General features: G+C 43.6%; 11 protein-coding genes and 2 pseudogenes. 6 read left to right on the top strand and 7 right to left on the bottom strand.

The window, feature by feature from the left end; genetic code table 11:
* Positions 1-68 precede the first annotated feature (68 nt).
* On the top strand, positions 69-1577 hold the full coding sequence (crtD, locus tag AC6IZ0_RS10315) for a C-3',4' desaturase CrtD (protein WP_497722839.1): 1509 nt from the start codon (positions 69-71) through the stop codon (positions 1575-1577).
* Positions 1578-1703: 126 nt separating this feature from the next.
* Here the strand turns inward: crtD and AC6IZ0_RS10310 are convergent, their stop codons facing one another.
* From AC6IZ0_RS10310 to AC6IZ0_RS10280, 7 genes and pseudogenes are all read right to left on the bottom strand, one after another.
* The gene (locus AC6IZ0_RS10310; protein ID WP_497722838.1) at positions 1704-2885 is read right to left on the bottom strand and encodes an RNA-guided endonuclease InsQ/TnpB family protein; all 1182 of its coding nucleotides are present in this window, start codon (positions 2883-2885) and stop codon (positions 1704-1706) included.
* A gap of 121 nt (positions 2886-3006) precedes the next feature.
* Positions 3007-3081, bottom strand: a pseudogene (locus tag AC6IZ0_RS10305) (IS607 family transposase); the annotation flags it as partial.
* Between the two features lie 96 nt (positions 3082-3177).
* Positions 3178-4647 (bottom strand): SAM-dependent methyltransferase, encoded by a 1470-nt coding sequence (locus tag AC6IZ0_RS10300; RefSeq protein WP_497722837.1) that lies wholly within the window; start codon positions 4645-4647, stop codon positions 3178-3180.
* Positions 4644-5306: a type II restriction-modification system restriction endonuclease gene (locus tag AC6IZ0_RS10295; RefSeq protein WP_497722835.1), complete on the bottom strand. Its 663-nt coding sequence runs from the start codon at positions 5304-5306 to the stop codon at positions 4644-4646. Before AC6IZ0_RS10295 ends, AC6IZ0_RS10300 begins: the two co-directional genes overlap by 4 nt.
* Positions 5307-5481: 175 nt before the next feature.
* Positions 5482-6513: a zinc-dependent alcohol dehydrogenase gene (locus AC6IZ0_RS10290; RefSeq protein WP_497722834.1), complete on the bottom strand. Its 1032-nt coding sequence runs from the start codon at positions 6511-6513 to the stop codon at positions 5482-5484.
* Positions 6514-6581: 68 nt separating this feature from the next.
* Positions 6582-6770, bottom strand: coding sequence for a hypothetical protein (locus AC6IZ0_RS10285; protein WP_271734680.1), 189 nt, complete (start codon positions 6768-6770; stop codon positions 6582-6584).
* Positions 6771-6951: 181 nt separating this feature from the next.
* Positions 6952-7185, bottom strand: a complete 234-nt coding sequence (locus tag AC6IZ0_RS10280; RefSeq protein WP_497722833.1) for a hypothetical protein — start codon at positions 7183-7185, stop codon at positions 6952-6954.
* A gap of 432 nt (positions 7186-7617) precedes the next feature.
* Here AC6IZ0_RS10280 and xth point away from each other — a divergent pair, with 432 nt between their 5' ends.
* From xth to AC6IZ0_RS10255, 5 genes and pseudogenes are all read left to right on the top strand, one after another.
* The gene (gene xth / locus AC6IZ0_RS10275) at positions 7618-8400 is read left to right on the top strand and encodes an exodeoxyribonuclease III (protein WP_497722832.1); all 783 of its coding nucleotides are present in this window, start codon (positions 7618-7620) and stop codon (positions 8398-8400) included.
* 37 nt (positions 8401-8437) lie between these two features.
* Positions 8438-9313 carry an SDR family oxidoreductase gene (locus AC6IZ0_RS10270; RefSeq protein ID WP_497722830.1) on the top strand — a complete coding sequence of 292 codons (876 nt, stop codon included), beginning with the start codon at positions 8438-8440 and terminating at the stop codon, positions 9311-9313.
* Positions 9314-9425: 112 nt separating this feature from the next.
* Positions 9426-10922 carry a beta-barrel domain-containing protein gene (locus AC6IZ0_RS10265; protein WP_497722829.1) on the top strand — a complete coding sequence of 499 codons (1497 nt, stop codon included), beginning with the start codon at positions 9426-9428 and terminating at the stop codon, positions 10920-10922.
* A gap of 540 nt (positions 10923-11462) precedes the next feature.
* On the top strand, positions 11463-11714 hold the full coding sequence (locus tag AC6IZ0_RS10260; RefSeq protein ID WP_497722828.1) for a hypothetical protein: 252 nt from the start codon (positions 11463-11465) through the stop codon (positions 11712-11714).
* A 304-nt stretch (positions 11715-12018) separates the two neighbouring features.
* Positions 12019-26163: pseudogene (locus AC6IZ0_RS10255) on the top strand (DUF4347 domain-containing protein); the annotation flags it as partial.
* Between the last annotated feature and the right edge of the window lie 836 nt (positions 26164-26999).

Raw genomic sequence — 26999 nt, 5'->3', positions numbered from 1 at the left:
GGCTTTTTTTTTCGCAGATGAAGTAAAATTATAAGTAGTAATATTAAGAATTATAAAGATAAATATCAATGACCAATATTTCTAGTCACAAAACTAAATCTCGCGTTGCTGTTATTGGTGCAGGTATAGGCGGACTGACTGCGGCGGCTTTATTGGCCCATAGGGGTTACAGTGTTTTAGTTCTCGACCAAGCCCTAGTTCCGGGGGGTTGTGCTTCTACATTTAAACGTCAAGGATTTACCTTCGATGTGGGGGCGACTCAGGTTGCTGGGTTAGAACCGGGGGGAATTCATCACCGCATATTCTCGGAATTAGCTATAGACTTACCAGATGCGACACCCTGTGATCCTGCTTGTGCTGTGTATTTACCCGGAGAAAGTACACCGATTAATGTTTGGCGTGACCCCCAGAAATGGCAAGAGGAACGCCAAAGACAGTTTCCTGGTAGCGAACCTTTTTGGCAGATGATGACGGTGTTATTTGAGGCTAGTTGGCAATTTCAAGGGCGTGACCCAGTATTACCACCGCGTAATTTGTGGGATTTATGGCAACTAGCTCAAGCGGTGCGTCCTAGTACATTCATTACAGTACCCTATACATTATTTACTGTGGGTGATGCTTTAAGGTTTTATGGACTGGGTAAGGACCAGCGTCTGAGGACGTTTTTAGATTTGCAATTAAAACTGTATTCCCAGGTGAGTGCGGAGGAGACAGCTTTACTCTATGCTGCAACGGCGTTGAGTGTCTCTCAATTACCCCAAGGATTATTCCATCTCCAGGGTAGTATGCAGGTACTCAGCGATCGCCTGGTGGCATCCTTAGAACGAGATGGTGGTAAGTTATTAATGCGCCATACCGTGGAAAAAATTCAGGTAGAAAATGATCAAACCAATGCTGTAGTCATTAGAAACCAGAAAACAGGTGAAGTCTGGACCGAAGTAGTAGATCATGTAGTTGCTAACGTCACCGTGCAGAATTTAGTGCAACTATTGGGAGAAAAAGCCCCAGCTGGTTATCAAAACCGTGTGGAAAAGTTACCCCCAGCTTCGGGAGCCTTTGTGGTTTATTTAGGGGTAGATATAAGTGCTATTCCCCCCGGTTGTCCCCCCCATTTACAATTTTTGTATGATGTTAACGGCCCGATTGGTGAAAATAATTCTTTGTTTGTTTCCGTGAGTCATCCCGGAGATGGACGCGCTCCCGAAGGTAAAGCCACAATTATCGCTTCATCATTTGTCGATCCTACGCCCTGGTGGCAAGGTGAGAATTATCAACAGTTAAAGCAACAGTATACTGAAGATGCGATCGCTCGTCTTAGCCAATACTTCTACCTCAAACCAGAAACCATTATTCATGTAGAAGCTGCTACCCCCTGCACCTTTGCTCATTACACAGGGCGCGATCGGGGTATAGTTGGTGGTATTGGTCAAAGAATACCCACCTTTGGACCTTTTGGATTTGCCAATCGTACACCCATCCAGAATTTATGGTTAGTAGGTGACTCAACTCATCCAGGAGAAGGTACAGCTGGGGTCAGTTACTCAGCGCTGACAGTAGTTAGACAAATTCAGGCGTAATTTTAGAATTAACAGATTTCTAGTTAGAAGTTAATTACTAGAAATCAAGTATCTGTGTTCATCTGTGGTTGAATTGCAAAAACCAACATATCTAATTCCAGTCCGCTCTGTTAAACTTACCCAAAACTACCCACTGGCAGTTTTAGCGTTAACTTCTTGTTTCATCGCGGTCTGAGAATGACTTCGACTAGGTTTGTCCGCTCCGCAAGCAATCCCGGTAAAGCTTACCGTTTCTGACCGTTCAGGAATAAAAATCTTCTCAAACCACCGGTCAATATTTTTGGCGGCGTTTAAATCTCTGTCTTCAGTGTGTCCACATTCAGGACAGACATAAACACGGTTTTTCAGTGGCATTTTATGCCTATGATTACCACAGTTAGAGCAAATCTGAGAACTAGGAAACATCCTATCAACAATGATTAGTTGACTGGAGAATTTCTCCGTTTTATACTCTAACTGCCGTCGAAATTCATACATACCACAGTCAGCAATTGCGCCTGCTAACTTATGGTTTTTGAGAAATGCTTTGACGTGTAAATCCTCTATCTTAATAACGCTGTGGTTCTTAGCTAGATAGTGAGTCAATTTATGGATTGAATCTTTACGGATATTTACAACTTTAGCGTGCAGTTTAGCCAGCTTCTTAACAGCTTTAGTGCGATTTTTAGAACCTTTTACTTTCTTGCTCACTCGACGCTGTAAACGCTTTAAGCGCTTACTCATCCGGCGATAAGCTTTAGGGTTAGAAAACACCTGACCTGTACTAGTTACAGCTAATTCCTTAATACCGATATCAACCCCAACACTAGGGCGTTTAGCGTTAACGATAGGTTTTTCTATCTCATATTTGATAGCAAGAAACCAGCGGTTAGCTTGACGACTAATAACACAATTATGAATTGCTGTAACTGGTAACGGTTCTGCTAATCGTACCCATCCAATACTAGGAAGCTTGACCCGCTTACCATCATTTTTCATCCCTGGTTTGGCTTTAGTCCCAGACTCTAAATAAAAAGAATCGCGCTGACCTTTTTTCTTAAATCTGGGTTGTTTAGATGTTTTTTTGAAACATCTATCCCATGCTTGGCGTAAATCGGCTAAAGCTTTTTGTGGGACATTCTTGTTAACTTCGTAATACCAATCATGCTGGGATTTTACCTGTGCAACTAATCGTTTGTGTAAATCAATTGCAGATGGAATCTTGACAGATTTATCAGTTTCCCGCAGTTTCAAAACCTGTAGGATTGCAGCATTTGCCCAGTTATAGGCGTGTCGTGCAGTACCAGAAGCTTTACGGAAAGCTGACACATGTTTGTTGTTTGGTATCAGTGCTGTTTGAAAACTGAGTAACATTGTTCGACCGCCAATGTTTTCTTAATTTTAAAATTATATACCCATAAGACCTACATCACCTTTCATAATGCGAAAGTCTAACCGTTTTTACTGACACGCCTAGCTCTTTAGCAGTGTCGCTAATCGAAATAGTCATTTGATTGTTGTCCATAATAGAGTTACCTCGCTGTACCCACTCTATTATGTGTACATCATGGTAGTAATGTCTATATGTGGGTATAAGTTAACGTGCAGTTTAGTCCCCTGATCATAGTCTTGTCATTTTTAGGTATTTCGCATCCAACTTTTCCATTACAAGTGTTAGGTTTAAGCTGTTTAAGATGCTGGACTTAATTGGTCGCTTTTCATCCCAAAAAATCAGAGATGAATAAAACTTGATTACTGATGGAGAACTCAACATCTCAAAGGTCTTGTGTGCAGTCTCCTCATTATCAAAACTCAGGAAGTAAACAGTATCATCAAAAACGACAGGCTTACTAACTATATGGCTAATTAACCGAAATTCTAACCTCTTATAAAGACCACAAATTGCAATTTTCCAAGGTTCAAAAGTATACGCACCAACACCAAAGATAGAAAACTTTGGATTACTTTTGTATATTTTACTCTTGCGGTTATCTAAATAACTTGCATGAGACTCTAAATAACTCCAGGTTTTAGGAGCTAAATGTTTTATAGACTCAGTTGATTCACCAACAAATTTCTGAGTCACTAGGAGATATCGATCAGTATTTTTTATACGATTTTGAGCCACATCCGAACCTTTAATTAAAGGAAAAACATAACTTTCTTCAATATCAACAGTTTCTCCTAGTCCATTTATAAAACTATTATTAATTTTACGCAACTCCATGACATTCGAGCAATCATGTTTAATCCCAGAACGCCATTTCTTTTGACGATTCACATCATATAGTTGACTGAATTTTTCAAAAGAAACTATATCTCTTATGAGGAGATTATGGCGATAACCTATTGTATAATATTCTGAGCTTCTCAAACTACTAAATACATTACAGCAGTGGTTTTTAGAGGTTGAATCAAATTTACAGAAGAATAAACAGGCGTCCACAGATGCATCAAAATACTTTTTTGTATCTATGCTATAACTTGCACAGTCAGCCAAATTAAGATTATTAGAATAAAGGTAGCCTAATAACTTTCTGGAAACGGAAGTTTTGCAAAGCATTGCTAGGTAAGCATTACGCCCTTGTAGCCATTGTATAGACTGAATTAGCATCCATTCGGAAATATCAAAGTTACTCTTACCAGTTATAGCGTCTAAGCCTCTGTGATTTTGAAAATTACTTTTTTTGGGTAGGTTTGTGCCACCAATTCCTCCCTGTTGCGAACTAGTCACCCAGGGAAAATTACCAAGCACGAGAATTTGTCCATGCAATTGATTTACATATGATAACCAATTAAACTCAAAGAAGTTGGCATTTTTAAGCTCAATCCTGTTATCTTCTAAAAATAGTTTTTCCGTGTGTGCATTCTGTAAATAATCTGAGTTTATCTCTACTCCAATAATCTTTTTAGTTGATGGAAATAAACGTGCAGCAGTCTTAATAAAATTACCAACTCCGCAAGTGGGCTCAATAATCACATCTGGATTAACACCAATTTCTATCAACTGCTGACATACTTCTTGAGCGAGTTCCACCGGGGTTTGGAAATCTCCATATTCTATTTTTGTCTGATCACCAGTCTGAATCATTGGTTAGCCCTGTAAACAGCAACTATGCCTTTTTCTTGTCCAGCACGCTCAATAACTCTTCCATATTGTAGTCGCCATTGCAAAGCATTAGAAATAGTTAAAAATCCTTGCAAGGGAGGGTTAAGCAGGATTTCGTCTGCGATGTTAGATGCTTCAATTTCATCAACAGGCAAATTTCTATCATACATAAAAGCAATCAAGTCATCTTTGTTACCTTGATTTTCCAAGATGCTCCGAATTCCACGAGTCATCTGAAAATCTGCCGTTCTTTCTGTACTGACGTAAATTGTGTGCTGAATATTTAAATTTGCAGTCTGATTTGTACTGTTGTCTGTGTTCTCATAAACAAAGATGATTAGTCCATATCCCAGTCCAAAAATCTTTTGTCTTGCAGATTTATAAGGACACGATGACTGTGGTTGTTTAATGTTTGTGACTTTAATATCAACTAATAACTGGGGAAAGTCAATACCACTAGCTGAATTACCCTGAACAAAATCATACTTCTGTTTGAGATAGAGCTTAAATTTCTGCTCTAGATATGTTCCAATTGCTTTCCCATCAGTAACACCGTAAAGTAATGGTTCTGGGTGTCTAGATTCAGCGACTGAAAACACTGCAGCTTCAGTACATAGGGTTTCTATGGTCAAAATTTTCATGGTTGAAGCAAAAAACAATATTAATTACGGCATTTCTGGTCGATCCAGTAAATATCCTAATATCATAAATCTTGTGGTGTGGCTATCCTGACAACCCCGCCTACCTACTTTGACTGTTGTGCTACTGCAAAAACAATATAAGTGATAAACTTTACCTATCAAATATAGGTTTGTCTTAGGGAAGACCAGGAATCATAGCTACTTTAATCACCTCACGGGCTTTCATCTGGTAAAACACCTGTTCTAGGTCTTGTAGCGATCGCTCTTGACTGATTAACAATTCAAAAGGTATTTTACCACTAGCTATGAGTGAAAGGGCTGTCCGCACATATTGCGGTGTATTATGAAATACCCCTTTTAAAGTCAGTTCACTGTAATGTAACTTTTCTGTGTCAACTGTAATAGTTGTGTCTCGCGGACAACCACCGAATAAATTCACAGTTGCACCAGGACGGGCGCAAGTGATGGCGGTTTCCCAGACAGTAGGCACACCTGTAGCTTCAATTACCACGTCAGCACCCCATCCCTGAGTAAGTTCTTTCACTACACCGGGAATATCGGGGATGTGATGATAATTAAATGTGTGTGTTGCTCCCAGTTGTTGACCTATTTTCAGCCTGTGGTCATTACCTCCCCACAGGATCACTTCTGATGTCTGAGCTAATACAGCCACAAACATCAACCCAATCGCCCCATCTCCCAACACAACCACCCGGTCATGGGGTTTGACATCAGAACGAGCCACACCATGCAAGACACAGGCTAAAGGTTCGGTCATAGATGCTAAGGATAAAGGCAACTCATCGGGAACCCTTAACATATTAAGTTGTACTATTGCCGCAGGGATTTTCAGATATTCCGCAAAAGTGCCATTATTCCAGGTGATCTTAGGACATAAAGAATACTCCTGTCGTTGACAAAAGAAGCATTTCATGCATGGTGCGGAATTATTAGCGACAATGCGATCGCCAACTTGCCAATCTCTCACACCAGCACCCACAGCCACAATTTCCCCTGCAGCCTCATGACCAAACAAGGTGGGGAGTTGCAGCATTTTGGCATGGCCACCACGCCGCCAAACCTTTAAATCTGTACCGCAGGTGGTTGCTACACCCACTTTCATCACCACTTCACCACTGGTGGGGGTGGGTTCAGCCACCTGTTCTAAGCGTAAATCTTCTTGACCGTAGAGTAATGCTGCTAACACAGCTTGGAACCTAATTAGTTATTTACACTTGATTTTATCAGATTGTGGCAGACACTGAGAAATTCTCCCTAGTCTCTGAGTGTAGTTTGAGGTACAGCCTCATGGTGAGTTTCACCGGTCGTACGAACCACACGAGCTACAGTTAACATAGGTATCTCTTGGCGACAGGATTGGCAAAACCAATACAATTCATTATGACGGATATGACGCAGGAGGGAACCACCGCAACACGGACAGATGTTAGACATCATATTCATAGGATCCTCCTCAAGTAAAGTTGTTTAAAAGTTGGAAAAAAATTTTTAGTTAAAATCTGACCTGATCTGTATCTAAATAACTATTTTCAAAGGCCAACCAGTTTGTTTAGCAATGGCGATCACCTGTTTAAGACCCTTTTCCAACACAAAAGCGGCCTAAAAACGCTAGATAATAGGATTTTTATGGTTGGACTATGAAGGGATAATCCTGAGCTTCTATACCGTTATAAGTAGCGACATAGTTAAGTTTAATTGGCTGCTGGGCTTTGCTAATACTGACATAAGGTTGCTGGCGATAGTAGGTAAATACTTTTTGAGTATCTCGGATAATAAGGATTGTGCAAGATGTGGGCGGTGGGAGTTGATACCAAGGCGGAACTCTTTCCCTTCGGGGAACGAGTTGAGCGATCTTCATCAGTTGTTTCGGTTTACGTGGTGAAGAATTACTCAGAATAAGTATTTACATCAGCTTCTCAAAACAGAAAATTCGTACTTACTTTTTCTGATATAAATTGACCGCATTAACCTTTGGGAAGCCGATGTTAGTTAAGGGTATAATTAACCATTACCAAGAGAGTTTCCCAGATCAACAATGGCTAATTAGCAGCCATGTCTTTAGAATATACCTGAATTGAGACTGGTTGCATCTACCTTGGGGATCATGCCATAGTTAGTATTTTTTGTATTGGCAGTTACAGAATAATATTTGGTGTAGCTATTCATACTAAAAATCTCAGATATTTGTAATTTTTATTAACCATAAGTTAACCAAAATAGATTAACTAGAGTCATGTAAAATAATTCCTGCCAAAACTAATCAAAAATTAATATTTTTTTCCATAAGAAAATGAAAATTGCCACTTGGAATGTAAACTCAATTCGCACTCGCCTGGAACAGGTGATATTTTGGTTAAGGGAAAATCCCATTGATGTCCTGTGTTTACAGGAAACAAAAGTTGTAGATGCGGACTTTCCGCGATCGCCTTTAGAAGAATTGGGCTATCATACTTATTTTTCGGGACAAAAAGCTTATAATGGTGTAGCGATGATTAGTCGTCAACCACTTAGCAATATTAGCGCCGGTTTCACGCCAATTCTACCCAATATTGACCCACTATGGGATGTGCAGAAGCGCGTGATTACAGGAGTAATTGATGGTATTCGCATTGTAAATGTCTATGTCCCCAATGGTTCGGCCGTGGGCAGCGAAAAATACGAGTTTAAGCTGCGCTGGCTGACGGTACTAAGGGAGTATTTACACACCCTTTTACTTTCACAACCTGCACTCTGTATGTGTGGTGACTTCAACATTGCCTTAGCTGCCGAAGACATTCATGAAAAAGCTAGTACAGACAATCATATCATGGCATCCGAATCAGAGCGCCAGTCTTTACGAGATATCTTAGATTTGGGGTTTGCTGATGCCTTTCGTAAGTTTACCACCCAAGGGGGACACTATAGTTGGTGGGACTATCGCGCCGCAGCTTTTAGGCGCAATATGGGTTGGCGAATTGACCATCATTATCTCACCCCAATACTCTATGAACGTGCTAAAAGCTGCATCATTGACCCTACTCCCAGAAAATTGCCCCAACCTAGCGACCACACTCCTGTAATTGTCGAATTTTAGATTAGGGTGTAAATGGAATTCATCACCCAAAATCCTTATGTTTCTGGTAACTGGAGCAACGGGAGGAATTGGTCGCCGAGTAGTGCGACTCCTACGCTTACAAGAAAAGTCAGTGAGAGCATTTGTCCGCCTCACTTCCCGTTATAACGAGTTAGAACACCGAGGAGCAGAAATCTTCATCGGTGATTTGCGACAAGACCAGGATATTGCAAAAGCTTGTCGCGGTGTGGAGTACATTATCAGCGCCCACGGTTCTGATAGTGACTCCCTCTATTTGGATTATCGCGCCAACATTGAACTCATTGATCAGGCAAAAGCTAATGAAGTTAAGCACTTTGTCTTTATCTCAGTATTAGGAGCCGAACGAGGCTATGAAGATGCTCCCGTGTTCAAAGCTAAAAGAGCAGTAGAAAAATATTTAGAAGCTAGTGGCTTGAATTACACAATTTTACGCCCCTCTGGATTAGCATCGAATTTACTACCATTGGCAGAACAGTTTCGCGAAACAGGTTTTTATCTGCTCGTTGGTGATCCTAAAAACCGTAGTTCGGTTGTTAGTACCGATGATTTAGCCAGAATAGTAGTGGATTCAGTCAGAGTTGAGGGCGCATGCAACCAAATATTACCAGTGGGAGGTCCGGAGATTTTATTGCGTGAGGATATTCCCACCATTTTTAGTCGCGTCTTCAATAAGGAACCTTTAGTCATTAATTCTCCCCTATTCGTTGTTGACGGGTTACGGTCTACCTTGGGTTTATTTAATACCCAGGCACAACAAGCTCTAGGAACTTATCGCACATTGCTGGCCAATGAATTTTTCTGTCGAAAAGATGAAATAGCTAACTTAGAGAGGATTTTCAATTTTCACTTAGAAACTTTAGAAAATTTTCTGCGCCGCTATCTTGCAGTTTGAATTAGTGGGTCAGTGGAGATCAGGAAGTAGGGAAGAATAAACTTCCCATTCCCCATTCCCCATTCCCCATTCCCCATTCCCCATTCCCCATTCCCCCATAATCTAAAATTTTATGAAATATTCCTTACTCGCAAATGCTGCTCAAGCGCGTCAAACAAAACAACAATTTGCTAAACCAGAAGACCAACTATCTTATGAAGTGGGTAAGGCTGTACAGGAATTGCCCCCACTATATACCAGGGTTTTGGCAGGAACACTGAGCTTGGTGGTATTTGGAGCGATCGCCTGGGCGAATTTCTCTCAAATAGATGAAGTGGCGATCGCACCCGGGGAATTAATCGCCTCTACACAGGTGCGACCAGTAACATCTTTAACCGGCGGCTCTATTGTCAAAGTCAAGGTACAAGAGGGCGATCACGTTATTAAAGATCAAGTTTTGATTCAACGTGACCCAGAATTGAAGCAAACAGATGTTAATCGCCTCACCCAATCAGCAAAATTAATCTCCCAAGACTTACAGCGTTTAGAAGCCGAACGCATTGGTACTACAGATACTGGGACAAAACTACAAGATGAACTTTTAGCATCCCGCCTTGCAGATTACCAAGCACGTCAAGCTGTCACCCAAGCAGAAGCCAATCGCCAACAAGCAATTATTGCACAGATACAAGAACGCTCTCTTCGCTTACAAGAAAATCTAGTCAACGCTCAAAGCAGCTTTGAAAATGCCCAAACTAATTTACTTAACGCGCAAAATGTCGTTATTTCAATAGAAAAAAATGTGGCGATCGCTGAAGAAAGAGAAGAAAATCTCCGGACTCTGATTGCTCCGGGTGCATTACCAAGAATTGACTACTTAGAGGCGCAAGAAAGATTAAATCGCGCCAATACAGACATGACCAGAGCGAAGGATGAAGTAATTAATGCCCAGAATAGATTAACTGAGATTAAAGACAGAATAGCATCCTTAAAAAGAGAGATTGCTGCCCAATCCCAAGAAATGCGTCAAGCAGAACAAGCCTATCAAGGAGTTCGCCAACAGTCCCAGCGTTTAGCCTCTGAGCGCCAAAGTGAAATTCTAACCCAAATCAAACAGCGCCAAGAAGAACTCAGCAATATCAACGGTCAACTTGAACAAGCAACAAAACAGCAAGCAGGGGAAACTATCAAAGCCCCAGTTACAGGTACAATCTACAAAGTTAAAGCCACCCCCGGCCCAGTACAGGCCGGTGAAGAGCTACTGTCAATCTTACCTACAGGGGAAGAAATATTATTAGAAGTTAAAGTTCGTAACCGTGATATTGGCTTTATTCGTCCAGGTATGACCGCAAAAGTGAAAATGGCAACTTTTCCCTTTCAGGAATTTGGCACCATTGATGGTACAGTTGTCCAAGTTAGTCCTAATGCAATTATAGATGAGGAACTGGGTTTAGTTTTCCCCACCAGAATACAGCTAACTCAATATTCTATATATGTCCAGGGCGAAAAGGTGGCTTTTACTCCTGGAATGGTTGCTAATGGTGAAATTGTCACTCGTCAAAAATCAGTTTTAACTTTTATTATTGAGCCTGTAACTCGGAGATTTAGTCAAGCATTCTCAGTCAGGTAAGCTCATCCGACGCCTAACACAAGTTTTTCTTTCCAGTCACACCCTACCATGTACACACAAGTCGAAGTAAATTATAAAGGAGCTGGGGTGTACACCCCAGTGCAAAAACCTTTGATTTGGCTAGGGTGTGTTATCAACCTTAGTCCCAAGGCTACTAAAATTCACTATGATGCGTTGTATTCAGCGACAACACACCCTAGACAAAAGCATTTCCAGTATTTAATTTGTGTGTACACCTAGCCCTGCTCCTGTCTGAATTGGCAATATCTGTGTGTACACCACCCTAATAGTCACACCCAGACCACTACCGTTGAGTTTCCATATCCGTATCCGTAGCGATAATCCCACACGGTTCAGCAATTACCTTAATTCTGTGAAAGACATATATCTGAATCTAGATTATTATTACAATTACTTAGAAATAAAAAACTTTTGATGTAAAGTGTAAAATCAGGAATACGGAGAGTAAGCGATATTCTTCCATGTTAGACCAAGTTAGACCAAAGTTTAGTCATTGTATCAACAAAGGAGCAGTGATTTATGCCACAGATTCAGAAAAAAGTATACTTAATTACACAGGAACAGCGTGATGCCTTACTCAACTATCTCTTAAATCGTCCATATCGTGAGGTAGCAACTGGAGTTGAGTTTCTCAATAATGCACCAACTACTATGGTGAATCTGGAAGTTACTAATGAGCAATTAGAAAGTATGACTGGCGCAACACAACCGGAATCTGAAACCAAGGCACAAGACGAAAAAGAAGTACAAATTGCTAACGCTACTACATAAAAATTAGGTGTTTTTAATGCAGTTTAATTAACTCTTGATTCACTAGTGATGATCAAGTAGTTCCACTTAAACAAGTTGCCTAAATAAAATCAGCATTAAGAACACATTGACGGAGAAAGTCTAGAAAGAGGTTCGGATCTCTTTCTATAGGTAACTTGTTTAAGTTTAATTAAATTTATTCAGATCAATTGGGGTATTCACCAAAAACAATGTTTTTGGTGACAATTCGGTATATTTCCGATGATAATTCCCCATATCAAATACTAATACAAATCACAATCATCAACTTAATTACTATTTTATTATGGATATCATCCAACCTACCACTAATCCATTTAATACAGAATATCCATTATCTCAGAGTCAAGATCCTTTCCATCCTGCCATCAGAGAAATTGCCTTTGTTGATTCGCAGTTATATGATTATCAAACAGTAATTGAGAATTTGGATGCAAATATCCATGCGATCGCTTTAGATAGCAATTACAGTGGGATTACCCAAATTACCGAGAAATTACGAAACTACAGTAATTTAGATGCCATCCATATTTTCAGTCATGGTCAAGCCGGTGGTGTACAGCTAGGTAGTGCCTTTTTGTCTCACGATAACTTATGGAATTATAAAGATGCCCTAAGTGGCTGGGGAGAAGCCCTACTGCCACAAGGTGACTTATTATTTTATGGATGTAATGTAGCGGCCGGCGAATTAGGCGAATCTTTCGTACAAAATATTAGTCAAATTACAGGGTTAGATGTAGCAGCATCAGATAACCTAACGGGAAATACAAGTTTAGGTGGTGATTGGCTGCTAGAATTTCAAACTGGAGAAGTGGCTTCCATATTTAATACAGAAACACTTAGCAGTTACTCAGGGCTTTTACTACCGCAACCATCATACAATAATGATTCCACTAACACCATAATTACTCTCACAAATTCAGCAGACAAACTTAAATTAACAACAGATGATACCGGTAAATTAACCTTAATTGATATAGGAACAACACCAACCTTTACAAGTATTAGCTTTAACAAACCATCCCAGTCATTAACCATAGATACTCTAGATGGCGAAGATGAAATTATCATTGACTCCAGCATAGAATTAGGTAGCGCTCACCTCATTGTGCGAGGTGAGAAAATTTCCCTCAACACCGGTGGGCAAATTACCACCACAGGAAACATCACCTTTAGCGCCGTCGCCAACATAGCAGCAGGAATAACCACAGCACAAATCAACCTAGCTGGGGGAATTACCGCCGGAAGTTTCATTGGGATAACGCAAACGGAAGGAACATTAATTTCTGAGAGTATTGACACCAGCGAACAAGCAATTATTCAGCTAGATAACGCCACACTAAATCTCAGTAATCTGGATTTACAGGTAATTAGAGCAAGTAAATATGAGTCATCGGCAAGCCTAGCAACAAATACTATCAATGGTGTTGCCACAGTCAACATTGGCAATAGCAACATTATTGCCACCAGCAATATCAATATTTTAGCTCAAGAAAATACAACCCTCACAGCAGAAAATCAAGGTATATCTATTAATAACAGTTTCCAGGGACAAGTGGAAATTGGGATTAGTAATAGTAGCATTCAATCAGCCGCGCTGACAGTTAAAGCTCAAAGTGATGCTAACATCAAAGCACAAGCATCACAGGTAGTTAATCAAATTGCCGGAAATATTCAAGCCTATATAACTGATAGTAATAATATAGAAATTGGTAATGGGGGATTATCCCTGATAGCACAGGATAATACCAAAGCGACTGCCATTTCTCCAGGCATTAGCATTGACATAAACACAGGTTTAGGGCAATTAGGATTTACTGGGTCAGCAACAGTAAATACCTTAAACCGTACAACACAAGCGTATATTCAAAAATCTGGCATCAGAGTTATTGATGGCGATATTAACCTCAAAGCTGAGAAAAATCAGCAAGCCATAGCCAATACTGCCGCGACACAAATCACTGATAATAGCTCACAAAGTCCCCTTATTTCTGTCAATATTCAACTTGATGGAACATATTCAGCCAACTCCATATTAGGTGACACCAGGGCATACATTGAAGACAGTACCTTAGAAACAGTGAACACTGGGGATATTGTCATCCAAGCACAAGACACCTCAATCATTGATGCTACAGCTCAAATCAGTGCCTTTGCAGAATCTCAATCACTAGTACCCGTAGATGGAGTTGGACTAGGAAGATCCATAGCCTTTAACGCCATTGGTTGGCTTAGTGATTGGTTTAACAAGACACTAAATGACTTAATAGGAAGCAGTGCGGGGATAACAGAGGAATCAGCAGATGTTCAGGCATACTTGAAAAATGTGACAATTACTGTTGCTGATGATTTATCTATTTTAGCCACATCAGCAGCGCAAATCAACGCCACAGTCAGCAACACTTCGGAATCTACTGCCTCATCCCTGTTTGGAGCTAGTAGTATGGCAAGCAGTGGCATCCTAGCCAGCAACAGAGTCAGCACAACAGTAGCAGCTTACATAGATAGCCCAGTAGGTAGCGCAGTCATTGGCGGGACAACAGAAATCACAGCCCAAGACAACATAGGCATATACAGCAACAGCAAAATAGTATCCTCTAGCATTACCACCAACGACGGCGGCGCCGCCTTATTACAAGGGGGAATCAACAACCTCATCAAAGCCGACTATAACAGCAACGAAGGGCAAAGAACCATCAACTTTGGGGAAAGAGTCAGAGAAGCAGCCACAGGGAAAGTATACGAATATCTAGGATTAAATAACACGAGCATAGACCTGAGTACAGCGGACTACAGCGACTATGGGTACTGGAAACCAGTCACAGGAACCCAAATAATTCCCCAAGGGAACAACATCAGTAACTCAGATTCCGTGGCCGCAGGGGGATTAGTGGTGACAAACCAAGTCAGTGGCAAAGTAGAAAGCTACATCAAAAACAGCACCCTGACAACCAAAGAACTGAGCATCCAAGCCGTAGAAAACGCCACAATTAAAGCCAACATAGACAGCACAGTCTCAGCATCAGGAGGTAGCGCCTACGGTAGTGGCATCACCCTAGCAGTGAACTCAGCCATCACCACCAACCAAATCCTCAGTAGCGCCCAAGCCTACATAACCAACAGCAACATCACCAGCCACACCGGAAATATCAGCATAGATGCCAGCAACACATCGACAATAGAAGCTCAAACCCTGAGCGTCACCAGCAGCGGGAATGAGGCACTGGGAGTCACAGTCGCCTTCAATACGATAGGGTGGAAGCCACAAAACATATTTGCTGGCACACTGGATGCCCTATTAGGAAGCGCCATCCTGGGCACAGCCCAACCAGCCCAAGTCAAAGCCTACATCGAAAAATCCACCATCAACGCTGCCGGGAATCTCACCCTCACAGCCACATCCCAACAGCAAATCACAGCCAAAGTCAGCAACGAAGCCACATCCGCCGCATCAGCCCTGATTAACGCCACCGGCATAGCCACCGGTGGCATATTAGCCAGCAACCTCATCAACAGTAATGCCCAAGCCTACATAGACAACACACAAAACACAGGGAAAATCCAAATAACAGGCAGCATAGACATAGATTCCCTGGATGAAAGCCACATCAACGCCGACACCAAAGTCATAGCCTCCTCCAACACCACCAACGACGGGGGAGTAGGCATCATCAACAACCTAGGGAAACAGTTACTAGAAGAATATAAATACACCAGCAACTCCGGCAGCAAACAGCTAAAATTTGGCGACCGAGTCAGACTAGCCAGCGATTACGCCGAAGAAAAAGGCATAGCCGGGACAGTGTACCAATACATGGGCACAGAAAGCACCATAGACCTAGGCACACAAGACTATACCAACTATGCCCTGTGGAAAGCACTAAATAACATCAACATCCTCCCCACCGGGTTAAACATCAGCGACTCAGACGCCATGGGATCTGGGGGATTAGTAGTACGTAACGACGTACGCAGTCAAGTCAGCAGCTACATCCAGAATGGAGATGTTAAAGGTAGTAGCCTGAGCATCAGTGCCCAAGACAGCAGCCAGATCACAGCCCTAGCAGAAACCACAGCATCAGCATCGGGGGGTAGTTCCTACGGTAGTGGCACAGTCATAGCCGTAGCCGGCACCATAGCCACCAACACCGTACTTAGCGAAACCACAGCCTACCTCAGTAACAGCAAAATAGAAACCAGCAGCGGGGATATTACACTAGAGGGGATATCAGACGGTCAGATAAATGCCACCATCTTGACCAACGCCACATCAGGAGACAAAGCCCTCGGAGTCACCCTCGCCTTCAACACCATAGGATGGCAACCACAAAACCTGTTGAGCAACACCCTAGATGCCTTATTAGGGGATTCAGCGTTAGGGACAGCCAAGCCATTCACAGTTAAAGCCTACATCCAAAACAGCAGCATCACCACACCAGGAAATCTGACATTACTAGCAGACTCCACAGCCCAGATCACAGCCAAAGTCAGCAACCAAGCCGAATCAGCCGCATCAGCCCTCTATGGAGCCTCCGGTAAGGCCATAGGAGCAGCCCTAATTAGTAACCTAGTTAACAGCCAAGCCCAAGCCTACATAGACTACAGCACCGCCACACCAGGAGTAGTCATAGTAGGTGGGGACATTAGCATCACAGCCAAAGACACAGCGGGAATAGAAGCCACCAGTACCATAGTCAGTAAATCCGTAACCACCAACGATGGCGGCTTAGGAATTATTCAAAACTACCTGAATTATTTAGACGACTACGAATACACCACAGCATCAGGAACAAAATTACTCATACCCTTAATTCATAAAGTCAGGCTAGCAGCGGATTATAGCGGCGGGGGAGATGGTGGTAGTGTATACAGATTCTTGGGTACAGATTTAGACTTGATAATTGACTTAGGCACAGAAGACTATACAAATACCAGCCGCTGGCAGAAAATCACCCAATCAACAGCCGACTATGTACCCAATCTCGGTAATATCAGTAATTCAGATGCTAAAGCCGTAGGAGCAATGGTAGTACGTAACGACGTACGTAGTCAGGTAGGAAGTTGGATAAATAAAGCCCAAATTACGGCCACCAACATTAGCATCAAAGCCGAAGAGTCAGCAATTATTACAGCTAATACAGAGAGTGAAATTACTGCTTCAGGAGGTAGTTTCTATGGCAGTGGTACAGTAGTAGCAGCAGGGGGTATAGTAGTTACTAACTTAGTATTGAGTGAAGCAGATGCACATATCAGCAATAGTAATATTCTTACCACAGGTAATGTAGACATTACTGCTGATAATAAATCTATCATTGATGCCACCTTATCAAGTTCACTAGATACAGGTGATACAGCCCTGGGTGTAGCCCTAGCATTCAACACATTAGGGTGGCAATCAAAAGATATATTTAGAAACGCATTTAGTGCCCTATTCAACACAAACATCCTAGGAAAAGAGCAACCAGCCGCAGTTAAAGCATATATTATTAACTCCCAAATCAACATTAGTGGAGACTTAAACCTAGCAGCCACATCAACCGCGCAAATCAACGCCACAGTCAGCAACGCTGCCAATTCAGTAGCATCAGCCCTATATGGAGCCAGTGGCATGAGCGTGGGAGGCATCCTCGCCAGCAACAGAGTCAGCACAACAGTAGGAGCCTACATAGAGAATGGCATAGGCAGCGGTGTGATTGGCGGGAAAACAGACATCACAGCCCAAGACAACATAGGCATATACAGCAACAGCAAAATAGTATCCTCTAGCATTACCACCAACGACGGCGGCGCCGCCTTATTACAAGGGGGAATCAACAACCTCATCCCCGCCGACTATAACAGCAACGAAGGGGAGAGAACCCTGAAATTTGGGGAAAGAGTCAGAGAAGCAGCCACAGGGAAAGTATACGAATATCTAGGATTAAATAACACGAGCATAGACCTGAGTACAGCGGACTACAGCGACTATGGGTACTGGAAACCAGTCACAGGAACCCAAATAATTCCCCAAGGGAACAACATCAGTAACTCAGATTCCGTGGCCGCAGGGGGATTAGTGGTGACAAACCAAGTCAGTGGCAAAGTAGAAAGCTACATCAAAAACAGCACCCTGACAACCAAAGAACTGAGCATCCAAGCCGTAGAAAACGCCACAATTAAAGCCAACATAGACAGCACAGTCTCAGCATCAGGAGGTAGCGCCTACGGTAGTGGCATCACCCTAGCAGTGAACTCAGCCATCACCACCAACCAAATCCTCAGTAGCGCCCAAGCCTACATCACCAACAGCAACATCACCAGCAACACCGGAAATATCAGCATAGATGCCAGCAACACATCGACAATAGAAGCTCAAACCCTGAGCGTCACCAGCAGCGGGAATGAGGCACTGGGAGTCACAGTCGCCTTCAATACGATAGGATGGAAGCCACAAAACATATTTGCTGGCACACTGGATGCCCTATTAGGAAGCGCCATCCTGGGCATAGCCCAACCAGCCCAAGTCAAAGCCTACATCGAAAAATCCACCATCAACGCTGCCGGGAATCTCACCCTCACAGCCACATCCCAACAGCAAATCACAGCCAAAGTAAGTAACGAAGCCACATCCGCCGCATCAGCCCTGATTAACGCCACCGGCATAGCCACCGGTGGCATATTAGCCAGCAACCTCATCAACAGTAATGCCCAAGCCTACATAGACAACACACAAAACACAGGGAAAATCCAAATAACAGGCAGCATAGACATAGATTCCCTGGATGAAAGCCACATCAACGCCGACACCAAAGTCATAGCCTCCTCCAACACCACCAACGACGGGGGAGTAGGCATCATCAACAACCTAGGGAAACAGTTACTAGAAGAATATAAATATACCAGCAACTCCGGCAGTAAACAGCTAAAATTCGGAGACCAAGTTAGACTAGCCAGCGATTACGCCGAAGAAAAAGGCATAGCCGGGCAAGTGTACCAATACATGGGTACTGCCGCCACCATAGACCTAGGCACACAAGACTATACCAACTATGCCCTATGGAAAGCACTAAATAACATCAACATCCTCCCCACCGGGTTAAACATCAGCGACTCAGACGCCATGGGATCTGGGGGATTAGTAGTACGTAACGACGTACGCAGTCAAGTCAGTAGCTACATCCAGAATGGAGATGTTAAAGGTAGTAGCCTGAGCATCAGTGCCCAAGACAGCAGCCAGATCACAGCCCTAGCAGAAACCACAGCATCAGCATCGGGGGGTAGTTCCTACGGTAGTGGCACAGTCATAGCCGTAGCCGGCACCATAGCCACCAACACCGTACTTAGCGAAACCACAGCCTACCTCAGTAACAGCAAAATAGAAACCAGCAGCGGGGATATTACACTAGAGGGGATATCAGACGGTCAGATAAATGCCACCATCTTGACCAACGCCACATCAGGAGACAAAGCCCTCGGAGTCACCCTCGCCTTCAACACCATAGGATGGCAACCACAAAACCTGTTGAGCAACACCCTAGATGCCTTATTAGGGGATTCAGCGTTAGGGACAGCCAAGCCATTCACAGTTAAAGCCTACATCCAAAACAGCAGCATCACCACACCAGGAAATCTGACATTACTAGCAGACTCCACAGCCCAGATCACAGCCAAAGTCAGCAACCAAGCCGAATCAGCCGCATCAGCCCTCTATGGAGCCTCCGGTAAGGCCATAGGAGCAGCCCTAATTAGTAACCTAGTTAACAGCCAAGCCCAAGCCTACATAGACTACAGCACCGCCACACCAGGAGTAGTCATAGTAGGTGGGGACATTAGCATCACAGCCAAAGACACAGCGGGAATAGAAGCCACCAGTACCATAGTCAGTAAATCCGTAACCACCAACGATGGCGGCTTAGGAATTATTCAAAACTACCTGAATTATTTAGACGACTACGAATACACCACAGCATCAGGAACACAAGTACTCATACCCTTGATTCATAAAGTCAGGCTAGCAGCGGATTATAGCGGCGGGGGAGATGGTGGTAGTGTATACAGATTCTTGGGTACAGATTTAGACTTGATAATTGACTTAGGCACAGAAGACTATACAAATACCAGTCGCTGGCAGAAAATCACCCAATCAACAGCCGATTATGTACCAAATCCCGGTAATACCACTGATTCAGATGCTAAAGCCGTAGGAGCAATGGTAGTACGTAACGACGTACGCAGTCAGGTAGGAAGTTGGATAAATAAAGCCCAAATCACCGCCGATAGTATTAGTATCAAAGCCGAAGAATCAGCAATTATTACAGCTAACACAGAGAGTGAGATTACAGCATCAGGAGGTAGTTTTTATGGCAGTGGTACAGTAGTAGCAGGAGGGGGCATAGTAGTTACTAACCTAGTGCTAAGTCAAGCGGATGCGTATATAAGTAACAGTACTATTAATAGTACTGAGAATGTAAATATTACTGCTGATAATAAATCTATCATTGATGCCACCTTATCAAGTTCACTAGATACAGGTGATACAGCCCTGGGTGTAGCCCTAGCATTCAACACATTAGGGTGGCAATCAAAAGATATATTTAGAAACGCATTTAGTGCCCTATTCAACACAAACATCCTAGGAAAAGAGCAACCAGCCGCAGTTAAAGCATATATTATTAACTCCCAAATCAACATTAGTGGAGACTTAAACCTAGCAGCCACATCAACCGCGCAAATCAACGCCACAGTCAGCAACGCTGCCAATTCAGTAGCATCAGCCCTATATGGAGCCAGTGGCATGAGCGTGGGAGGCATCCTCGCCAGCAACAGAGTCAGCACAACAGTAGGAGCCTACATAGAGAATGGCATAGGCAGCGGTGTGATTGGCGGGAAAACAGACATCACAGCCCAAGACAACATAGGCATATACAGCAACAGCAAAATAGTATCCTCTAGCATTACCACCAACGACGGCGGCGCCGCCTTATTACAAGGGGGAATCAACAACCTCATCCCCGCCGACTATAACAGCAACGAAGGGGAGAGAACCCTGAAATTTGGGGAAAGAGTCAGAGAAGCAGCCACAGGGAAAGTATACGAATATCTAGGATTAAATAACACGAGCATAGACCTGAGTACAGCGGACTACAGCGACTATGGGTACTGGAAACCAGTCACAGGAACCCAAATAATTCCCCAAGGGAACAACATCAGTAACTCAGATTCCGTGGCCGCAGGGGGATTAGTGGTGACAAACCAAGTCAGTGGCAAAGTAGAAAGCTACATCAAAAACAGCACCCTGACAACCAAAGAACTGAGCATCCAAGCCGTAGAAAACGCCACAATTAAAGCCAACATAGACAGCACAGTCTCAGCATCAGGAGGTAGCGCCTACGGTAGTGGCATCACCCTAGCAGTGAACTCAGCCATCACCACCAACCAAATCCTCAGTAGCGCCCAAGCCTACATCACCAACAGCAACATCACCAGCAACACCGGAAATATCAGCATAGATGCCAGCAACACATCGACAATAGAAGCTCAAACCCTGAGCGTCACCAGCAGCGGGAATGAGGCACTGGGAGTCACAGTCGCCTTCAATACGATAGGATGGAAGCCACAAAACATATTTGCTGGCACACTGGATGCCCTATTAGGAAGCGCCATCCTGGGCATAGCCCAACCAGCCCAAGTCAAAGCCTACATCGAAAAATCCACCATCAACGCTGCCGGGAATCTCACCCTCACAGCCACATCCCAACAGCAAATCACAGCCAAAGTAAGTAACGAAGCCACATCCGCCGCATCAGCCCTGATTAACGCCACCGGCATAGCCACCGGTGGCATATTAGCCAGCAACCTCATCAACAGTAATGCCCAAGCCTACATAGACAACACACAAAACACAGGGAAAATCCAAATAACAGGCAGCATAGACATAGATTCCCTGGATGAAAGCCACATCAACGCCGACACCAAAGTCATAGCCTCCTCCAACACCACCAACGACGGGGGAGTAGGCATCATCAACAACCTAGGGAAACAGTTACTAGAAGAATATAAATATACCAGCAACTCCGGCAGTAAACAGCTAAAATTCGGAGACCAAGTTAGACTAGCCAGCGATTACGCCGAAGAAAAAGGCATAGCCGGGCAAGTGTACCAATACATGGGTACTGCCGCCACCATAGACCTAGGCACACAAGACTATACCAACTATGCCCTATGGAAAGCACTAAATAACATCAACATCCTCCCCACCGGGTTAAACATCAGCGACTCAGACGCCATGGGATCTGGGGGATTAGTAGTACGTAACGACGTACGCAGTCAAGTCAGTAGCTACATCCAGAATGGAGATGTTAAAGGTAGTAGCCTGAGCATCAGTGCCCAAGACAGCAGCCAGATCACAGCCCTAGCAGAAACCACAGCATCAGCATCGGGGGGTAGTTCCTACGGTAGTGGCACAGTCATAGCCGTAGCCGGCACCATAGCCACCAACACCGTACTTAGCGAAACCACAGCCTACCTCAGTAACAGCAAAATAGAAACCAGCAGCGGGGATATTACACTAGAGGGGATATCAGACGGTCAGATAAATGCCACCATCTTGACCAACGCCACATCAGGAGACAAAGCCCTCGGAGTCACCCTCGCCTTCAACACCATAGGATGGCAACCACAAAACATATTATCGAACACCCTAGATGCCTTATTAGGGGATTCAGCGTTAGGCACAGCCAAGCCATTCACAGTCAAAGCCTACATCCAAAACAGCAGCATCACCACACCAGGAAATCTGACATTACTAGCAGAGTCCACAGCCCAGATCACAGCCAAAGTCAGCAACCAAGCCGAATCAGCCGCATCAGCCCTATATGGAGCATCCGGTAAGGCCATAGGAGCAGCCCTAATTAGTAACCTAGTTAACAGCCAAGCCCAAGCCTACATAGACTACAGCACCACCACACCAGGAGTAGTCATAGTAGGTGGGGATATTAGCATCACAGCCAAAGACACAGCGGGGATAGAAGCCACCAGTACCATAGTCAGTAAATCCGTGACCACCAACGATGGCGGCTTAGGAATTATTCAAAACTACCTGAATTATTTAGACGACTACGAATACACCACAGCATCAGGAACAAAATTACTCATACCCTTGATTCATAAAGTCAGGCTAGCAGCGGATTATAGCGGCGGGGGAGATGGTGGTAGTGTATACAGATTCTTGGGTACAGATTTAGACTTGATAATTGACTTAGGCACAGAAGACTATACAAATACCAGTCGCTGGCAGAAAATCACCCAATCAACAGCCGACTATGTACCAAATCCCGGTAATATCAGTAATTCAGATGCTAAAGCCGTAGGAGCAATGGTAGTACGTAACGACGTACGTAGTCAGGTAGGAAGTTGGATAAATAAAGCCCAAATTACCGCCACCAACATTAGCATCAAAGCCGAAGAGTCAGCAATTATTACAGCTAATACAGAGAGTGAAATTACTGCTTCAGGAGGTAGTTTTTATGGTAGTGGTACAGTAGTAGCCACAGGCGGCATAGCAGTTACTAACTTAGTATTGAGTCAGGCAGAGGCCTACATCAGCAATAGTAATATTGCTAGTAGAACCGATGTAAATGTAATTGCTAATAATACATCAATTATTGATGCTACTCTCCTAAGTTCCCTGTCTACGGGGGATACAGGTAGGTCTGGTGTGTTAGCTTTTAACTCCATTGGCTGGAAACCGCAAAATGTTTTTGCTAATGCTCTGGATACGTTAATTGGCGCTCCCCTGATTTCTGGGGCTTCATCAGGGGAGCAGCCTGCTAGCGTAAAAGCTTATATCAGAAATACTGAGGTTAATGTCGGCGGTAATTTATCTGTTTCTGCCATCTCTGAAGTAAAAATCAACGCTACTGTTAGTAATGCTGCGGATTCTACAGCTTCAGCTTTATATGGTGCGAGTGGCAAGAGCGCCGGGTTAATTTTAGCAAGTAATAAACTTAGTAGTACCGCAGAAGCATATATTGATTATGATGGTGTTTACAGAGGTGCCCGCATAGTCAATGTCGCTGGGGAACTGACGATCGCAGCCCAAGACAATGCTGGTATTTATGCCAATAGTAAAATCGTTTCTTCTTCTACCACGACCAATGATGGTGGTGCTGCCCTTCTCCAAGAGGGAATCAACGATCTCTTAAATGTTGATTTTACCAGTTTAGAGGGGGAAAGAACGGTCAAATTTGGCGACAGAGTTAGTCTCACTGATGATTATGACTCAGGATTGGGCAAACCTGGCAGTGTATATGAATATATGGGTACTACTGCCACATTAGACCTCAGCAGTGAAAACTATAGTGATAAAGGTTATTGGAAAGAGGTAACGGAAACCCAATTAGTACCCCAAGGGTTAAATCTTGCCGTTGGGGGAGGTTCTGATGCTGCGGGTGTTGGCGGGCTGGTAGTCTTGAATGACGTGAAAAGTAATGTAGTTGCCTACATCAACAGGGGAGAAGTCACCGCAGGGGAAATAACTTTAAAGTCTCTGGAAACCGCAGAAATCAGCGCAACCGCAGATATTACTGCCTCAGCTTCCGGCGGTACTGTCATGGGTAAAGGCAATGTAGTTGCTCGCAGTGGAGTTATTGCCACCAACCTAATCCTCAGTGATTCCCAAGCTTATATTACGGCAAGTAATATCACTACAGGTGATTTGGTTCTGGATGCTCAAAATACTTCCCACATTAACGCACAGACATTAAATACTATCAGCAGTGGCGATACAGGACAGGGAGTGACAATGGCATTTAACACCATTGGCTGGAAGTCACAAAAATTCTTCATGTTCCAGGCTCTCGATACCTTACTGGGTGATCCGGTCATGGCCAATGCCTTTAATAGCCAGCAACCTGCTAAAGTACACGCCTTCTTATTTGATACCACAGTTAAAGCCACGGGAGATATTTCCCTTACAGCTACTAATGATGCCCAAATCAATGCCACTATTAGTAATACTTCCACATCAGTAGCCACAGCCTTTGCAGATGCCAGCAGTAAGAGTATGGGCTTTGTGGTAGCCAATAATATGGTTAACACGGATGCTAAGGCATATATTGACTATAATAATCGCAGAAATTTGCAGTTGAATACCGTGAATGCCACTGGCGGGATAAATATATCTGCAGTAGATGATGCTCATATTGTAGCTAATAGTACTTTGCAAGCCCTCTCATCCACCACTAATAACCCCGGTTTGGTAATCACTACTCTATTTGATAATATTCTTTCGGGTTCTTATCAATACACGACTAAATCAGGGCAGCGCGATGTTAAAAACTCCGAAATTGTTCGAGTAGACGATGAATATACTAACGGTGGAGATGCGGGTGGTTTTTATCAGTTTGTTGGTACCGATGCAGAGGGAGAAAATCTTGACTTAGGAACTGTAAACTATAGCAGTGGTAAATGGGAGAAAATTCCTTTAGATAGTGCGGTAGATGATGCCTTAGCTTGGGGAAATAAGTATGTAGGCATTAGTATAACCGGCTCTGATTCTCAGGGCATTGGCGGTTTGATTGTCCGTAATGATGTCAGGGGTAACGTTGAGAGCTATGTCAATAGGGCGACTACCATATCTGCTGATATCAAATTGGTTGCCTTAGAAAATGCCACTATCACTGCCGTGGATGAAAGTACAGTGGAAGCCATCGGCGGTAGTGTAATCGCCAAGAGTAATTCCCTGGCTGTCAATGGCATCATCGCCACTAACCTAGTATTGAGTAAAGCCAATAGTTATATTAGCGGCAGTAACATCACCACCAACACAGGCGGTGTGAGTATCGATGCTAAAAACACTTCTATTATTGATGCCGAGATTACTAGTAATACCACATCTAAAGGCGTTTCTGTAGGCATTACCTTAGCATTCAATACCATAGGCTGGCAACCACAGAACTTCTTATTTAACACCATTGATACCTTATTTGGTACTAGCATTGGTACGGCAGATTTAGCAGAAGTTGAAGCATACATTCTCAACTCTAGTATTCAGTCTGCTGGCGGTTTAGCTGTAACTGCCACTTCCCAGGCTGATATATCTGCAAATATTGGCACATCATCCACAGCCATTGTGGGCACCTTACAAACTGAGTCTAGTAACACATCCGTCAGTGTCGGTGCAGTAGTAGCCCTCAACAAAGTGGGTACCCTGAGCCGGGCGTACTTAGAAAATACCCCTACTGTCAGAGCCAATAACGGTAGTGTGCGAGTAGAGGTAAGTAATACATCTACCATTGATGCCAATGTAGAAGCCCCATCCCTGGCGGTGGGAGTGGGGGCAGCATCAACCAATACAGTATCTGTGGGCTTCAGTGCCGCCCGGAATGAAATTCTCAACAACACAGAAGCTTATATCAAGAATGGCTCCGTTACAGCTACTAATGGCAGTGTTACCGTTAGCGCCCAACAGAATGCAGCTATTGACGCTAGCTCTATTGCTTCTTCCATTGCCGTTGCAGTCAGTTTGAACTCTGGTGAAAAAGCCATTGGCTTCAGTGGTGGAGGGGCGTTAGCCTTCAATTTAATTAGGGGTAAAGCTAATGCTTATTTAGATAACGCCCCTGTGGTAGCAACAGGTACAGGGGAAAATGAAGGGATAGTCACCATCAGTGCTATCAATGGCGGTAGCATCACCGCAAAGGTAACATCCCTATCCGTTGCGGTAGCTGCTAGTCAAGGTTTTACCCCCGGTGCTTCCATTGGGGTTTCTGTAGCCCGTAACTTAATCGGTTGGAATGAGTATAGTCAAACTACTCCCAATCCTTTTGAGGTACAAGCCTATGCTCTGAATAGTGCCATTACTGCGGCTAAGGGCATTAGCTTAACTGCAACATCAAATACTGTTATTGATGCTACGGTGGCTGTTACCTCTGTTGCGGTTGGTTTGTCTTCTCAAGGCAATGCTTTGGGGTTAAGTGCTGCAGGGCTAGAGGCTACTAATAAAATAGCAACCCGGATTAATGCTTACATTGATGGTGCTGGGACTACAGCAATTACGGCTCAAGGTGGGGATCTGACTGTGAAGGCGGCGGACACTTCCCGCATTACCGGTGATGTCCAGTCCATATCGGTGGGGGCTTCATTGTCAGGGGGTAAAGTTAGCGGCTCTCTTTCTTTAGGTTTGTCTTTGGCAAGTAACTATATTGATAATCACGTCAATGCCTACATTAAAGATGTCCATGGCACTATTACAGGCTCGGTCATTCTCCAAGCAAATACCCTGGAAGA

Source organism: Anabaenopsis sp. NIES-4685 (genome assembly GCF_059725405.1).
The sequence above is the reverse complement of the archived record's forward strand: the minus strand, read 5'-3'. Positions and strand labels throughout refer to the sequence as shown.